The organism is Actinoplanes sp. NPDC051388, assembly GCF_055586225.1.
In genome coordinates this window covers 64,222-79,543 of record NZ_JBVJIP010000030.1, presented here as the reverse complement: position 1 = coordinate 79,543, position 15,322 = coordinate 64,222, and the positions used below count along the sequence as shown (strand labels likewise).

The window sequence follows — 15,322 nt, the reverse complement described above, 5'->3', positions numbered from 1 at the left end:
ATGCGAAGAGCTCTTGCTATCACGGCTGCGGCCGTACTGGTCTCCGCCTTTGTCTCGGCGCCGGCGGCCCAGGCCGCCGTGCCGCCGGACTCCGACTTCCAGAAGGTGACGCTCAACGACTTCCCGGGCGAGCCGATCGCCCTCGCCGTGCTGCCGGACGGCCGGGTGCTGCACACCAGCCGCAAGGGCGAGGTGCGCATCCACGAGCCGCGCACCGGCCGCAACGTGCTGGCCGCCACCATCCCCGTCTATCAGCACGACGAGGAGGGTGTGCAGGGCATCGCGGTCGACCCCCAGTTCGCGAGCAACCGCTGGGTCTACATCTACTACTCGCCGGTGCTGGACACGCCCACCGACAACCCGGACACCCCGGTGAACGAGGGTAACGCGCCGGAGAACGGCACCGCGGCCGACTTCGCGCCGTTCAAGGGGCACCTGCAGCTGTCCCGGTTCAAGCTGCGCGGCAACGTGCTAGACCTGGCCTCCGAGCAGCAGATCATCCAGGTGCCGGTGGACCGCGGCATCTGCTGCCACGTCGGCGGGAAGATCGACTTCGACGGGCAGGGCAACCTCTTCCTGTCCACCGGCGACGACACCAACCCGTTCGCCTCCAGCGGTTATGTGCCGATCGACGAGCGGCCCACCCGCAACCCGGCGTTCGACGCCCAGCGCAGCGCGGCCAACACCAACGACCTGCGCGGCAAGCTGCTGCGGATCAAGGTGAAGCCGAACGGCACGTACTCGATCCCGCGCGGCAACCTGTTCCAGCCGGGCGCGCCGAAGACCAAGCCCGAGATCTACGCGATGGGCCTGCGCAACCCGTTCCGCTTCGACGTCGACGAGACCACCGGCGTGGTGTACCTCGGTGACTACTCGCCGGACGCCAACGCGGCGAACCCGCAGCGCGGCCCGGCCGGTCAGGGCCGCTGGATGGCGATCGACAAGCCGGCCAACTACGGCTGGCCGTACTGCGTCGCGCCGGACATGCCCTACGTGGACTTCGACTTCGCCACGAACACCTCGGGGCAGCCGTTCAACTGCGCCCAGCCGGTGAACGAGTCGCCGAACAACACCGGACTGCGCAACCTGCCCACGGTGGAGAAGGCCGAGGTCATCTACTCGTACGCGGCCAGCGCCCAGTGGCCGCAGCTGGGCACCGGTGGGATCGGCCCGATGGGCGGCCCGGCCTACCAGTTCGACGCCCGCAGCGACTCGCGCACCAAGTGGCCGGCCGACTTCGACGGCAAGCCGCTGTTCTACGAGTGGACCCGCGACTATGTGAAGGCGTTCACGCTGGACTCGAACCTCCAGGTCACCGCGATCGAGTCGGTGCTGCCGTCGATCATCTTCGACAACCCGATGGACCTGGAGTTCGGTCCGGACGGTTCGCTCTACGTGCTCGAGTACGGCGACGGCTTCTTCTCCGAGAACCCGGAGGCGCAGCTGGCCCGGATCGACTACGCGCCGGACAACAAGTCCCCGGTGGTGAAGGTCAACGCGGAGCCGACGGTCGGCTCGGCGCCGTTCACGGTGAACTTCTCCAGCGCCGGCACCTATGACCCGGACGGCGACTCGCTCCGGTACGCGTGGGACTTCGACGCCGACGGCACGGTCGACTCGCGGCGCGCGTACCCGGCGTTCACCTACACGGAGAACGGCGACTACCGGGCCACCCTGAAGGTGACCGACTCGACCGGCCGGTCCGCCTCGGCGGAGTACCTGCTGCACGTCGGCCCGGTGGCGCCGACGGTCGAGCTGGTCACGACGCCCGCGCCGGGCCAGCCGTTCGCCTTCGGTGACACCGTGACCTTCCAGGTCAACGTCACCGACGACCAGCCGGTCAACTGCGCGAACGTGACGGTGAACTACATCCTGGGACACGACCAGCACGGTCACCCGCTGTCCGCGACCGCGGGCTGCAGCGGCTCGATCACCACGTTCGTCCCCGAGGGGCACGAGGGCCTGCCCGGCCTGAGCGCGGTCTTCGTGGCCGAGTACACCGACGCGGACGGCTCGACCGGTTCCGCCGAGGTGGTGCTGACTCCGAGCGAATAGCAGGTTAACGGCAGGCGAGGGTCAGGGGCCGCCCCCTGGCCCTCGTCGCTTTCCGTGGTCGGGTCGCAACGCATCCGCAACATCAGGGAAACAACAGGTAAACGAACAGCGAACATCCAATCGTCTGATGTTCACACCCTGGATGGCCCGGTCCCGGCACGTCACCATCAGGCGCGTGAGCCAAGAATCCGTGATCCTGGTTTTGGTCGTCGTCACCGCACTGGGTTTCGATTTCACCAACGGGTTCCACGACACCGCGAACGCGATGGCCACCTCCATCGCCACCAAGGCACTCAAGCCCCGCACCGCCGTCGCGCTGGCGGGCATCCTCAATCTGGTCGGCGCCTTCCTCTCCGTCGAGGTCGCCGTCACCGTCACCAACGCGGTGGTGAAGATCCAGGACAAGACCGGCGCGCCGAAGACCGAGCTGCTCGCCGACCACGGCTCCGCGCTGCTCCTGATCGTGCTGGCCGGCCTGGTCGGCGGCATCATCTGGAACCTGTTCACCTGGCTGCTCGGGCTGCCCTCGAGCTCGTCGCACGCGCTCTTCGGCGGCCTGATCGGCGCGACCGTGGCCGGGCTCGGCTGGGCCGGGGTGAACTGGCACGGCGACGGCAGCAAGCTGGACGGCGTGATCGGCAAGGTGCTGCTGCCGGCGCTGCTTTCGCCGGTGATCGCGGGTCTGGTCGCGGCGGTCGGCACCTGGCTGATCTACCGGATCACCGTCGGCCTGGCGGCCCGGTTCACCGAGCGCGGCTTCCGCTGGGGGCAGATCGGCAGCGCCTCGCTGGTCTCGCTGGCCCACGGCACGAACGACGCGCAGAAGACCATGGGCGTGATCACGCTCGCGCTGATCGCGGCGGGGGACTGGACCGACACCGGGGCGGTGCCGTTCTGGGTCAAGGTCGCCTGCGCGGTGGCGATCGCGGCGGGCACCTATGTCGGCGGCTGGCGGATCATCCGTACGCTCGGCAAGGGCATCATCGAGATCACCCCGCAGCAGGGGATGGCGGCGCAGTCCGCCTCCGCCGCGGTGATCCTCGCGTCCAGCCACCTCGGCTTCGCGCTCTCCACCACCCACGTGGCCACCGGCTCGATCGTCGGCGCCGGGGTCGGCCAGCCCGGCGCGCAGGTCCGCTGGCGGGTGGCCGGCCGGATGATCGCGGCCTGGCTGATCACGCTGCCGGCGGCCGGCCTGGTCGGCGCGGTGATGTGGTGGATCGGCCACCTGATCGGCGGCGCCGGCGGTGCGCTGCTGATCGTCGTCCTGCTGATCGTCGCCTCGGCCGCCATGTACGCGCACTCCCGGCGCCGGCCGGTGAGCGAGCACAACGTGAACGACGACTGGAACGTGGCCGCGCCGCTGCCGGCGCCGGCGACCACGGGGAGCTGACACCATGCACAACGTCGTATTCGCCCTGGACAGCGGCTGGCGCGTGCTGGTCACCTGCCTGGTGCTCGGCGCCGGGCTGCCAGCCGTCTTCGCGCTCGGCATCCGGTCCCTGGCGTGGGGCGCGGGCGGTGAGGCGCAGGTGCACGAGACCGGCGTCTCGGGCCCGGCGCCACGCCCGCTGGGCACCGCCCTCGGCTACGTCTGCTTCGGGCTGGTGCTGCTGGGCGTGGTGCTGGGCATCGCCTTCATCGTGGTCTCCGGCTTCGGCAAGGCGCTGAGCTTCGACCACGTCTTCCCGATGATCGTCGACAAGTAGCGACCGCTTTGCTCTGCTTCCCCAGAGGAAGCGCCGCAGCGCTTCCCGAGAGGAAGCAGAGCCGCTCTGCTTCCCCAGAGGGAGCGCGGCCTCAGAGGAAGCAGAGCCGCTCTGCTTCCCCAGAGGGAGCGCGGCCTCAGAGGAAGCAGAGCAAAGGGCCCGCGGTCACGACGTGTGGTGCACCTCGGCCAGCCGGTAGACCGGCGTCTTCAAACCCTCGTACCGGGCCTTGAGCTGCAACGCCAGATAGAGCGAGTAGTGCCGCGACTGGTGCAGGTTGCCGCCGTGGAACCACAGGTTCTGCTGCCGGGTGGGCTTCCACATGTTGCGCTGCTCGCCCTCCCACGGCCCCGGGTCCTTGGGCGTGTCCGAGCCGAGCCCCCACACCTTGCCCACCCGGTCGGCGGTCTCCTGGTCGACGATGTCCGCGACCCAGCCGTTCATCGAGCCGTAGCCGGTGGCGTAGACGACCAGGTCGGCCTCCAGGAAGGTCCCGTCGGCCAGCACCACGCCGTCCTCGACCAGGTGGTCGACCTGCCCGTGCGCCAGCTTGACCTGCCCGTCCGCGATCAGGTCGGCGGCGCCCACGTCGATGTAGTAGCCGGAGCCGCGTCGCAGGTACTTCATGAACAGGCCGGAGCCGTCCGCGCCCCAGTCGTGCTCGAAGCCGGCCGTCTCCAGCCGGGCGTAGAAGTCCGCGTCCCGCTCGGCCATCTGCCGGTAGGCCGGGATCTGGAACTCGTGCAGGATCCGGTAGGGCAGCGACGCGAAGATCAGGTCGGCCTTGTCGGTGGTCACGCCCGCCGCGACGGCCCGCTCGGAATAGAGATCACCCAGCCCGATGTCCATCAGCGACGCCGACTTCACGATGTGCGTGGACGACCGCTGCACCATCGTCACGTCCGCGTCGTTCTCCCACAGGGCGCCGCAGATGTCGAAGGCCGAGTTGTTCGACCCGACAACCACAACCTTCTTCCCGCGGTACGCCTCGGGCCCGGGATGTTGCGACGAGTGGTGCTGCTCGCCCCGGAACACGTCGGATCCCGGGAGCGAGGGGATGTTCGGCTTGCCGGACATGCCGGTGGCGAAGACCAGCTGCGTCGGGGTGAGCTCGACCGACTCGCCGTCCCGGTCGACGATCACGCTCCACGTCCCGTCCCGGTAGGTCGCCGAGCGCACCGTCGACCGCGACCAGTACGGCACCTCCATCACCCGGGTGTACATCTCCAGCCAGTCCGCGATCTTGTCCTTCGGCGCGAACACCGGCCAGTTCTTCGGGAACGGCAGGTAGGGCAGGTGGTCGTACCAGACCGGGTCGTGCAGGCAGAGCGACTTGTAGCGCTTGCGCCACTGATCGCCGGGCCGGTCGTGCTTGTCCACGACCAGGGCCGGCACGCCGAGCTGACGCAGCCGGGCGCCGAGCGCGATGCCGCCCTGCCCGCCGCCGATCACCAGCACGTACGGCTGGACGCCGGTGCCCAGCGCCGCCTCCTCCGCGGCGCGCTCCTCCCGCCACGACCTGCGGCCCTTGGTCAGCGTGTGCGAGACGCCCTGCGGCCGCGCCTCGCCCTGCGCCTCCTCGTGGCCCTTGAGCTCGCGCAGCGTGGTGAGCAGCGTCCAGGCGCCCTCATCCTTGAGCCGCAGGTGAGCGGTGCCGCGACCGGCCGCGGTCTCGAATCTGATCCACGCCTCGACGACGCCGCCCGCCTCGGCCGGCTCCTCGGTCGTCGCGAAGCCGCTCGGGCCGACCCCGTCCAGGGTCTGCGTGAGCAGGTCGGCGACCCCGTCGCGGCCCTCGACGGTGGTGATGTTCCAGGTGAACGAGATCAGGTCCCGCCAGTACGAGTCGACGGCGAACAGGTTCGCGGCGGCCCGCACGTCGCGTGCCTTCAGGGCGGCCTCGAACGACGCGAGCCAGGCGTCCACTCGTTGCTGGGGGGTGCCGGCGGTGGTGTCCGGCTGGAGAGTCTGCGTCATGCCGTCAGCAGACGCCGCCGACCCCACCACGCAACAGGGTTGCAACATATTGCACACATGGCCGCGGGGCTTATGCTCGGTCAAAGGAGGGCCGACCGTGGGGAACTACAACGCGATCCGGCCCGGCACCGATCTGTCCCAGCATGCCCGGAACCTCCGCCGTGTCCACCACGCCGTGATCGGTGGCGGCCACGCGCCGGAGCGTCCCCGCGCCCTCGTCGAGCGGTCCTGGTCGCGGACGCTGGGCTTCGGGCTGGATCCGGACCACGAGAACCGGCGCGACCCGATGGACTGGGGCGAGGTGGAACGCCGGCGCGGCGAATCGCCACTGCACCTGGTGATCGGCGACCTGCTGCAGGTGATCGGGGGCGTGGCCGACGCCTCGCACTTCCTGATGGTGGTGACCGACGCCGAGGGCGTGATCCTGTGGCGCGAGGGCGCCTCGTCGGTGCGGCGGCGGGCCGACGACCTGGGCTTCAGCGAGGGCGTGTTCTGGACCGAGTCGACCGTCGGCACCAACGCGATCGGCACCGCGCTGGTCGAGGCGGCGCCGGTCGAGCTGTTCTCCGCGGAACACTTCGAGCAGGCGCAGCACGCGTGGTACTGCACGGCGTACCCGATCCACGACCCGCGGACCGGTGAGCTGCTCGGCATCGTCGACGTCAGCGGCCCGGCGCTCACCCTGCACCCGGCGATCGGAGCGCTGGTGGAGACCGCGGTGCGGCTGGCCGAGTCGCAGCTCTGGCGGCACCACGCGGACCGGCTCGAGCGGCTGCGGCGGTCCGCCGAGCACGTCGTGGCCACCACCTGCGGACCGCTGCTGGTGGTGGACGATCACGGCTGGGTGGCACATCACTCCGGGCTGGCCACCCGGGACCGGATCGCGGCGCCGCGGTCGGGCACCGCGCTGGCCGTACCCGGAATGGGGTTGTGTCTTCCGGAACGCCTGGCCGAGGGCTGGATCGTGCGCCCGGCCGGGCAGCAGAGCGGGCTGCGCGCGACGCTGACGCTGGCCGGGACGCCGTTGCTGACCGTGCGGGGGGAGGGTGAGCCGTGGGTGGCGCCGCTGACCCGCCGGCACGCCGAGATCCTCACCCTGCTGCACGCCGCCGGACCCGCCGGGGTGAGCGCGAGCCGGCTCAGCCACGCCCTCTACGGCGACGGCCAGCACGTGGTCACCGTGCGGGCGGAGATCTCCCGGCTGCGGCGCGGCATCGGTGCGCTGGTCGCGACCAACCCCTACCGTCTGGCCCAAGGCGTCGATCTGAAGGTGGACCATGGCTGATCCGAAGACCCTCGCGACCACGGCGAGTGCCAACGAATTCCTCGACGCGGTGGCCGACCCGAAACGGCGGGCCGACGCGCTGGAGGCGTGCGTGCTGATCAGCGACGTGACCGGCGCCGCCCCGGTGATGTGGGGCGACAGCATCGTCGGCTTCGGCACCTACCACTACAAGTACGCCACCGGCCGCGAGGGCGACTGGCCGGCGGTCGGCCTGGCGCCCCGCAAGACCGCGCTGGTGCTCTATCTGTCCACCGGCTTCGACGGCGCGGAGAACGTGCTCAACCGGCTCGGGCCGCACAAGATCGGCAAGTCCTGCCTCTATCTGAAGAAGCTCGCCGACGTCGACCGCGAGGCCCTGCGCGAGCTGGTGTCGGGCGCGTTCCAGGCGCTGGACGGCCGCACCGTCACTTCGTAGCGGCGACCGCCTTGTCGTAGAGCGTCTTGGCCTCCGGCGAGAACCAGGAGTAGCTCTTCAGCGCCACCAGCACCTTCTCCGGCTGTTCCGGCAGCCGGTCGAGGGCTTTGCGCCGCCCGTCCGCCTGCTCCGGCGTGGCCCCCTCCAGCGCGCCCAGCTCGCGCCCGATCGCCTCGTCGAGATAGGACTGCACCTCGTCGGGCAGGTCGCCGGGCGCCGCGGTCGGCTCCTCGTCCTCCTCCTCGTAGACCGAATCGGACGGCTCGGGCTCCGGGGTGTCGGACGACGGCAGCGTGCTGGGGATCGGTGCGGCCGAGAAGGTCACGGACGGCGCCGGGGTGGGCGCCGGTTCGTCATCGCCGCAGGCGCCCAGCGCCAGCAGCGGCAGAACAAGGAGAAAACGCGCATCGATTCGGCCCATCCCGCCATCCTGCTCATCGACGCCGCCGGTCTCAAGCTGAGCGGGATAGTGTGCGGGAGAAAGATCGACAGGGGTTGGGCAATGACGCCGACGCAGTTACGCGCCTACGCCGCGGTGGTCCGGCACGGCTCGGTGAAGAACGCGGCCGTCGAGCTGGGCGTCTCCGAGTCCGCGGTGTCGCTCAACATCGGACAGCTGCGCAGGGAACTGGGCGATCAGCTGTTCACCCGCACCGCCGCCGGGCTGGCCTTCACACCGGGCGGGTTGCGGCTGGCCAGCCGGGCCGCCGAGCTGCTCGGCCTGCAGGACCGCACCATCCTCGAGGTCAGCGAGGCCGGCCGGGGCCGGCGCCTGCTGCGGGTCGCCGCGTCCAGCCTGTTCGCCGAGCACGCCGCGCCGGGCCTGCTCGAGCTGTTCGGCGCCCGTGCCGCCGACCTCGACGTCGAGCTGAGCGTGCAGGACCCGCTGCGGTTCGAGACGCTGCTGCTGACCCGGGCGGTGGACATCACCATCGGCCCGCTGCCCGGCGGCATCGATCCGGCGCTGGTCGCCCGGCCGGTGATGAACCACCAGATCGTGCTGGTGGCGGGCCCCGAGCACGTGCTCTCCTCCGGGCACGCCGGCCTGCCGCGGCTGCGCGAGCAGACCTGGCTGCTCGGGCCGTCCGCCGCGTCCAGCCTGGGCGCGGTGCACGCGATGCTGCGCCGGCTCGCGGTGCCCGAGGACCGGCAGCAGATCTTCCAGAGCCACGCGGCCGCGATCGAGGAGGCCAAGCGCAACAAGGGCGTGGCGCCGGTGCTGTCCTTCGCGGTGGCGCAGGACATCTCGCGAGGTCAGCTGGTGCGGGTGTCCGGCCCGGCGGTGCCGATCGACGGGCAGTGGCACACCATCCGGCTGGGCGCGGCCAGCACGCCGGCGGCGGACGAGCTGAGCCGGTTCGCGTCCACGCCGCGGGCGATCCAGGCGATGGTGCGGGGGACCGGCGTCACGGTGGGCCGGTTCAAGCCGTCGATCCACGTGACGTTATGGAGCTGAGCGCGTCCTTCAGGTGCCGGAACGTCCCGGCGGGGAGCAACTCGTCGCAATGCGGCAGGGCGGCGGCCATCGACGCGACTCTGGGTTCGTACCCGTCGGCTCCGGCCCTGGGGTTGAGCCAGACCACCCGGTGAGCGCGCCGGTGCAGCCGGGCCATCGCCGCGGCCAGCTCCTCCGGCGGATCGCTGTCCCACCCGTCCGAGCCGATCAGCACGATCGCGCCGCGCACCGCGTCACCGTGCCGGCGCAGCAGGTCCCGCACCGCGGAGGCGATCCGGGTTCCGCCGAACCGGTCCGCGGGGGAGACGTCCGGGCCGGTGATCCGGGTCAGCCGGGTCGCGAAGGCGAACGCGTCGGCCCGCGCCACGTCCGCGAGCGCGCGCATCAGCAGCAGGTAGGCCGGGATCTGCGCGGACATCGACTGGCTCACGTCGCAGAGCAGCACCACCCGGCGCGGCCGGCGGACCGGCCGCTGACGGACCAGCTCGATCGGCTCCCAGCCGGTGCGCCGGGCCCGGGCGATGGTGGGCCGCAGCGCGATCCGGTGACCGGCCGGATCGGTCGCCTGCCGCCGGGTGCGCCGGGCCGGCCAGCGCCGCACCGCATCTCGCAGCCACTCGCCGAGCGCCGCGAGCTCGGCCGCATCCAGCTCCTCGAACGGCCGGTCGGCCAGCTCTTCGACCCGGCTCGGCATCCGCTGCGGGATCTCCGGGCCGACCGGCTCGTCGTCGGCCGCGCCGGTCACCGGCGGCAGCGTCGTCCAGGGCAGCCCGCCGCCCTCCGCGGATTCGTCCCGCCCGGCCGGCATCGAGACCAGGGTGTCGCCGGATTCCCGGACGAACACGCCGGTCCCGCCGAACGTCGTCGTCAGCACGTCCAGGTCCTCGCGCCGGTGCACGAGCGTGATCCGCGCGATCCAGTAGAGCGAGTCGGCGTCCCGCGGCGGCGCGGCTTCGAGGGCCTGGATGAAGTCCCGCACGTTGGCCAGCCCGAGGCTCACCCCGGCCTTGCGCAGCCGATCGGCCAGGGCGACCGCGAAGGCCGCGTTGTCCACCCCGCGCAGCGGAGTGTTCGCGCTTTGCTGATTCGCCGGCATTGATCAGTTTTTGCTGCGGGCACGGCGCCAGACGATCACGGCGACGACGGCCACCACGACTCCGGCGGCCAGCGGCAGGAGCCGCTTCCGCAGCGAACCCCCGGCCAGGTCCATCAGGTCGAGCGGCTCCGGCTCCTCCTGGTGTACGCCGGCCCGCACGGCAGCCGCCCGCCCGGCGGTCTCGACGGTCGCTGGCACCGGCGGGCGTTCCGTCTCGAAGGCGGCCTCGGCGGGCTTGATCGGCACGCCGTTGAGCTCCGCGGCGGGCTTGCTCTCCGCCACCGCCGGGGTTTCCGTCACCGGTGCGGGCGGGGTGTCGCCGGCGGCGATCTTGGCCTCCAGGGACTCCACGAACTGGCCGAGCAGCTTCCCCGACACCTCCTTGATCATCCCGCTGCCGAACTGCGCCAGCTTCCCGGAGATCTTCAGGTCGGTGTCCACCGTGACCACCGTCGAGTCACCGTCCGGCCGCAGCTCCGCGGTGATCATCGCGGCCGCGTTCCCGGCCGACCGGGCGTCGCGCCCCTTGGCGTCGATCACCGCCCGATACTTCTCGTCGTCCTTCTCCACGAACTGCGCGGTGCCGGAGAAATCCGAGATCACCGGACCCACCTTGACCTTCACCTTGCCCTTGTAGACGTCGCCGTCCACGCCGGTGAGCTGAGCCCCGGGCAGGCAGGGCGCGATGCCCTCCAGGTCGGTCAGCACCTGCCAGGCCTTCTCGACCGGGGTGTGCACGGTGAACTCGTTGGTGATCCTCATGTCGTCTCCTCCAGCAGGGCGGCGATGGCCGTGCGGTCGTCGGGCGTCTTCGCGATCGTGCCGAGCGTGGCCAGCAGGTCGTCGCGGACCAGCTCACCGGCGCCCAGCGCGGCCAGCGCGCCCACCCAATCGATCGCCTCCGCCATCCCCGGAGCCTTGTCCAGGTCGAGCTCGCGGGCCCGGCCGACGAACTCGGTGGCCGAGCGGATCAGCGGCTCGCCCGCCGCCGGCACGCTGCGCCGCAGGATCTCCGCGGCCCGGGCCGGCGCCGGGAAGTCGATCCAGTGATAGAGGCACCGGCGGCGCAGGGCGTCGTGCAGGTCGCGGCTGCGGTTCGAGGTGAGCACCACGACCGGCGGCCGGATCGCGGTGAACGTGCCCAGCTCCGGGATGGTGATCGCGGACTCGCCGAGGAACTCGAACAGCAGCGCCTCGAACTCGTCGTCGGCCCGGTCGATCTCGTCGATCAGCAGCACCGGCGGCACCGGGCCGTCGTGCCGCACCGCGCGCAGGATCGGCCGTTCCAGCAGGAACTCGCCGGTGAACAGGTCGGCGTCGGTGAGCCGCTCGTGGCGGGCCTCGGCCAGCCGGATGGCGAGCAGCTGCCGCTGGTGGTTCCACTCGTAGAGGGCCTCGGCGGCGGTCAGCCCCTCATAGCACTGCAGCCGCAGGAACGGCGCGTCCAGGGCGTTGGCCAGCGCCTTGGCGGCCGCCGTCTTGCCGACGCCGGGCTCGCCCTCGAGCAGCAGCGGCTTGCCCAGCCGCAGGGCCAGGAACAGCGCCATCGCCATCCCGTCGTCGACCAGGTAGCCGACGCCGTCGAGCTGCTGCCGGACGTCGGCCGCGTCCCGCATCACGCCGCGGTGTATGCGGCCAGGCAGCCCGGCCCGCAGAAGTAGTGGCCGGCGCCGTCGGTGAGGGCGCCCGGGGTAATGAGGACGGTCATGCCGCAGATCGGGTCTTGCGCTTCCATCAGGCTCGGTGAGTCTCCCGGTGCTGGCTGCAGACCGCCCAGGCGGACTTCTTTGACGATGTCGGACATGATGGACAGGGCGATCTCCGGCGGTGTCCGGGCACCGATCCAGGCGCCCGCCGGCGTGTGGATGCGTGTGCGCTCGGCCTCGGTCAGGCCCAGCTCGGCCAGCACCTGCGGACCGCGGCGCGGGCTCGCCACCAGGGCGATGTAGCCGACGCCGGCATCCAGCGCGGTCCGGATCGCGGCCTCCTCACCGCGACCGAGGCCGGCGACCACCACCGCGGTGGCTCCGCGGACGTCGTCGGCCACCTCGAAGTCGAGGAACCGCGCCAGCTCGGCGACGGCCGTACCGATCGGGGTCGTGCCCGCCACGCTCAGCACCGGCCGCGGCAGCACCGGCCGCAGGAAGATCTCGATCGCCCCGCCGGACAGGCACGGGTTCACCACCACCTGCGCGCCCGGCGCCTCCGGGAACTCGTCGGAGGTCTCCGGCAGCACCCGCAGCAGCAGCGTGTGGCCGTCCCGCAGGGTGTCCATGGCGGCGGCCCGCACCGAACTCTCCGCGCACTGCCCGCCGACGAACCCCTCGATGGTCCCGTCGTCCAGGATCACCGCCGCGTCCCCGGCCCGCGCCGAGGTCGGCTCCTGCGCCCGGACGACGGTCGCGTGCACGAACGGCCGCCGCTGATCGGTCAGCGATCGAGCCCGCTCGACGATATCCGTCATACCGGCGGCCTCGCGTTGCCGCGCATGGCCTCCCACACCCGTGAGGGCGTGAGCGGCATGTCGGCGTGGCTGACGCCGAACGGCTTGAGCGCGTCCACCACCGCGTTCACGATGGCCGGCGGGGAGCCCACGGTCGCCGACTCGCCCACACCCTTCGCGCCGATCGGGTGGTGCGGCGACGGGGTCACGGTGAAACCGGTCTCCCAGTCGGGCACCTCGAGCGCGGTCGGGATCAGATAGTCCATCAGCGACGCGCCCAGGCAGTTGCCGTCCTCGTCGAACGCGATCATCTCCATCAGCGCCATGCCCACGCCGTCGGTCAGGCCGCCGTGCACCTGCCCCTCGATGATCATCGGGTTGATCCGGGTGCCGCAGTCGTCCACCGCGATGAACCGGCGCACCTTCACCACCGCGGTGCCCGGATCCACGTCCACCACACAGATGTAGGCGCCGTGCGGATAGGTGAGGTTCGACGGGTTGTAGCAGATCTGCGCCTCGAGCCCGCCCTCCACGCCGTCCGGCAGGTCGCCGGCGCCGTGTGCGCGCATCGCGATGTCCTGGATGGTCACCGACTTGCCCGGGTCGCCGGCCACCCGGAAGGCGCCCTTGTCCCACTCCAGGTCGGCCACCGACACCTCGAGCATCCCGGAGGCGATGATCCGCGCCTTGTCGCGCACCTTGCGGGCCACCAGCGCGGCCGCCGCCCCGGACACCGGCGTCGACCGGCTGCCATAGGTGCCCAGCCCGAACGGCGTGTTGTCGGTGTCGCCGTGCACCACGTCGATGTCGGCCGGCGGGATGCCGATCTCCTCGGCCACGATCTGCGCGAACGTGGTCTCGTGGCCCTGGCCCTGGCTCTGCACGCTGAGCCGCACCACCGCCTTGCCGGTCGGGTGCACCCGCAGCTCGCAGCCGTCGGCCATGCCCAGCCCGAGGATGTCCATGTCCTTGCGCGGGCCGGCCCCGACCGCCTCGGTGAAGAACGCGATGCCGATGCCCATCAGCTCGCCGCGGGTCCGCTTCTCGGCCTGCTCCTTGCGCAGCTCGTCGTAGCCGGCCATCTCCATCGCGAGCCGCATGGTGGGCTCGTAGTCACCGGAGTCGTACACCCAGCCGGTCTTGGTCGTGTAGGGGAACTGCTCGGGCTTGATGAAGTTCTTCAGCCGCAGCTCGGCCGGATCCATCTCCAGCTTGTACGCCAGGCAGTCGACGATCCGCTCGACCAGATAGACCGCCTCGGTGATCCGGAACGAGCAGGCGTACGCCACCCCGCCGGGCGCCTTGTTGGTGTAGACCGCGGTCATCTTGCAGTACGCGGCCTCGATGTCGTAGCTGCCGGTGAACACCCCGAAGAAGCCGGCCGGATACTTCACCGGCGCCGCGGTCCCGTTGAACGCGCCGTGGTCGGCGAGCACGTTGGTGCGGATCGCCAGGATGCGCCCGTCCGAGGTCGCCGCGATCTCGCCGCGCATGATGTAGTCGCGGGCGAAACCGGTCGAGATCAGGTTCTCCGAGCGGTCCTCCATCCACTTGACCGGCTTGCCGGTGACGATGGAGGCGACGATCGCGCACACGTAGCCGGGGTAGATCGGCACCTTGTTGCCGAAGCCGCCGCCGATGTCCGGGGCGATCACCTGGATCTTGTGCTCCGGGATGCCGGCCACGATCGCATAGAGCGTGCGGTGCGCGTGCGGCGCCTGCGTGGTCGACCACAGCTTGAGCTTGCCCTCCACCGGGTCGAAGTCGGCCACCGCGCCGCAGGTCTCCATCGGCGCCGGATGCACCCGCGGATAGACGATGTCCTCGGTGACCACCACGTCGGCCTCGCGGAACACCTTGTCGGTGGCCGCCTCGTCGCCGGTCTCCCAGTCGAAGCAGTGGTTGTTCGTCTTGCCCTCGAGGTCGTCGCGGATCAGCGGCGCGTCCGCGGCGAGCGCGGTGCGCACGTCGATCACCGGGTCGAGCACGTCGTATTCCACGTCGATCAGCTCGAGCGCGTCGCGGGCCGTGTACCGGTCCTCGGCGACGACGAACGCCACCTCCTGGCCTTGGAAACGAACCTTGTCGGTGGCCAGCACGGCCTGCACGTCGTTCGACAGGGTGGGCATCCAGGCCAGGTTCTGCGCGGCCAGGGCGGCGCCGGTGACCACCGCCTTCACGCCGGGTGCCGCCTCCGCGGCGCTGGTGTCGACCGAGACGATGCGGGCGTGCGCGAAGGGGGAGCGGAGGATCGCCAGGTGCAACATGCCGGGCAGTTGCACGTCGTCCACGTACCGTCCGCGGCCGCGCACGAAGCGCGGGTCCTCCTTGCGCAGCATCCGGCCGTAGCCGACGGGCTTCTGATCGTTGTTCTCGAACTCGACCTTCTGCGGCGGTTCCTGAATGGTGGTCATTTCGCCGCGGCCTCCTTCTCGGCCGCCCACTTCACGGACCGCACGATCGTCGCGTAGCCCGTGCACCGGCAGATCTGCCCCGAGATCGCCTCGCGGATCTCGCCGTCACTGGGATCAGGGTTGCGGTCCAGCAGCGCCCGCGCGGTCATCATCATGCCCGGCGTGCAGAAGCCGCACTGCAATCCGTGACACTGGATGAAGCCCTGTTGCACCGGATCGAGTTCCGCCCCGTTCGCCAGACCTTCGACGGTACGCACGCGGCGCCCGCCCGCCATCGCGGCCAGCACCGTGCAGGACTTCACCGGCTCCTCGTCCATCCAGACGACGCAGGTGCCGCAGTTGCTCGTGTCGCAGCCCCAGTGCGTGCCGGTCAGCCCGAGCACGTCCCGCAGGAAGTGGACCAGCAGCAGCCGGCCCTCGATCTCCCGCGTGTACTCGACGTCGTTGACCGTCATGGTGACCTGCATGGCGC

At 71.1% G+C, this 15,322-nt stretch carries 14 protein-coding genes; 6 read left to right on the top strand and 8 right to left on the bottom strand.

The features are described 5' to 3' along the window. From ACZ6TI_RS45405 to ACZ6TI_RS45395, 3 genes are all read left to right on the top strand, one after another. The gene (locus ACZ6TI_RS45405) at positions 1-2,055 is read left to right on the top strand and encodes a PQQ-dependent sugar dehydrogenase (protein WP_465351517.1); all 2,055 of its coding nucleotides are present in this window, start codon (positions 1-3) and stop codon (positions 2,053-2,055) included. Between the two features lie 142 nt (positions 2,056-2,197). Beyond that, a complete protein-coding gene (locus ACZ6TI_RS45400; RefSeq protein ID WP_465351540.1) occupies positions 2,198-3,448 on the top strand; it encodes an inorganic phosphate transporter in 1,251 nt (416 codons plus the stop codon). 4 nt (positions 3,449-3,452) lie between these two features. Then, positions 3,453-3,764 (top strand): hypothetical protein, encoded by a 312-nt coding sequence (locus ACZ6TI_RS45395; RefSeq protein WP_465351516.1) that lies wholly within the window; start codon positions 3,453-3,455, stop codon positions 3,762-3,764. Positions 3,765-3,929: 165 nt separating this feature from the next. Here the strand turns inward: ACZ6TI_RS45395 and ACZ6TI_RS45390 are convergent, their stop codons facing one another. Continuing rightward, a complete protein-coding gene (locus ACZ6TI_RS45390) occupies positions 3,930-5,741 on the bottom strand; it encodes a flavin-containing monooxygenase (protein WP_465351515.1) in 1,812 nt (603 codons plus the stop codon). Positions 5,742-5,838: 97 nt separating this feature from the next. Here ACZ6TI_RS45390 and ACZ6TI_RS45385 point away from each other — a divergent pair, with 97 nt between their 5' ends. After that, entirely contained in the window at positions 5,839-7,026 is a 1,188-nt protein-coding gene (locus ACZ6TI_RS45385; RefSeq protein WP_465351514.1) for a GAF domain-containing protein, read from the top strand. Beyond that, positions 7,019-7,441 (top strand): DUF1801 domain-containing protein, encoded by a 423-nt coding sequence (locus tag ACZ6TI_RS45380; RefSeq protein WP_465351513.1) that lies wholly within the window; start codon positions 7,019-7,021, stop codon positions 7,439-7,441. Before ACZ6TI_RS45385 ends, ACZ6TI_RS45380 begins: the two co-directional genes overlap by 8 nt. On the opposite strand, the gene ACZ6TI_RS45375 is transcribed toward ACZ6TI_RS45380, so the two are convergent. Beyond that, entirely contained in the window at positions 7,431-7,862 is a 432-nt protein-coding gene (locus ACZ6TI_RS45375; RefSeq protein ID WP_465351512.1) for a hypothetical protein, read from the bottom strand. The two genes, ACZ6TI_RS45380 and ACZ6TI_RS45375, sit on opposite strands and share 11 nt — an antisense overlap. A gap of 81 nt (positions 7,863-7,943) precedes the next feature. Between ACZ6TI_RS45375 and ACZ6TI_RS45370 the strand changes: the two genes are divergently transcribed. Continuing rightward, positions 7,944-8,897: a LysR family transcriptional regulator gene (locus tag ACZ6TI_RS45370; protein ID WP_465351511.1), complete on the top strand. Its 954-nt coding sequence runs from the start codon at positions 7,944-7,946 to the stop codon at positions 8,895-8,897. Here the strand turns inward: ACZ6TI_RS45370 and ACZ6TI_RS45365 are convergent. From ACZ6TI_RS45365 to ACZ6TI_RS45340, 6 genes are read right to left on the bottom strand one after another with little or no spacing between them, the layout of a single operon-like run. Then, positions 8,863-9,993 carry a vWA domain-containing protein gene (locus ACZ6TI_RS45365; RefSeq protein ID WP_465351510.1) on the bottom strand — a complete coding sequence of 377 codons (1,131 nt, stop codon included), beginning with the start codon at positions 9,991-9,993 and terminating at the stop codon, positions 8,863-8,865. The two genes, ACZ6TI_RS45370 and ACZ6TI_RS45365, sit on opposite strands and share 35 nt — an antisense overlap. A 3-nt stretch (positions 9,994-9,996) precedes the next feature. Continuing rightward, on the bottom strand, positions 9,997-10,755 hold the full coding sequence (locus ACZ6TI_RS45360) for an SRPBCC family protein (RefSeq protein ID WP_465351509.1): 759 nt from the start codon (positions 10,753-10,755) through the stop codon (positions 9,997-9,999). Further along, positions 10,752-11,609, bottom strand: coding sequence for an AAA family ATPase (locus ACZ6TI_RS45355; RefSeq protein WP_465351508.1), 858 nt, complete (start codon positions 11,607-11,609; stop codon positions 10,752-10,754). The genes ACZ6TI_RS45360 and ACZ6TI_RS45355 overlap by 4 nt, the downstream gene beginning before the upstream one ends. Continuing rightward, positions 11,609-12,457 carry an XdhC family protein gene (locus tag ACZ6TI_RS45350; RefSeq protein ID WP_465351507.1) on the bottom strand — a complete coding sequence of 283 codons (849 nt, stop codon included), beginning with the start codon at positions 12,455-12,457 and terminating at the stop codon, positions 11,609-11,611. The genes ACZ6TI_RS45355 and ACZ6TI_RS45350 overlap by 1 nt, the downstream gene beginning before the upstream one ends. Next, the gene (locus ACZ6TI_RS45345) at positions 12,454-14,850 is read right to left on the bottom strand and encodes an aerobic carbon-monoxide dehydrogenase large subunit (protein WP_465351506.1); all 2,397 of its coding nucleotides are present in this window, start codon (positions 14,848-14,850) and stop codon (positions 12,454-12,456) included. Before ACZ6TI_RS45345 ends, ACZ6TI_RS45350 begins: the two co-directional genes overlap by 4 nt. Next, a complete protein-coding gene (locus tag ACZ6TI_RS45340; RefSeq protein WP_465351505.1) occupies positions 14,847-15,317 on the bottom strand; it encodes a (2Fe-2S)-binding protein in 471 nt (156 codons plus the stop codon). Before ACZ6TI_RS45340 ends, ACZ6TI_RS45345 begins: the two co-directional genes overlap by 4 nt. Positions 15,318-15,322 lie beyond the last annotated feature (5 nt).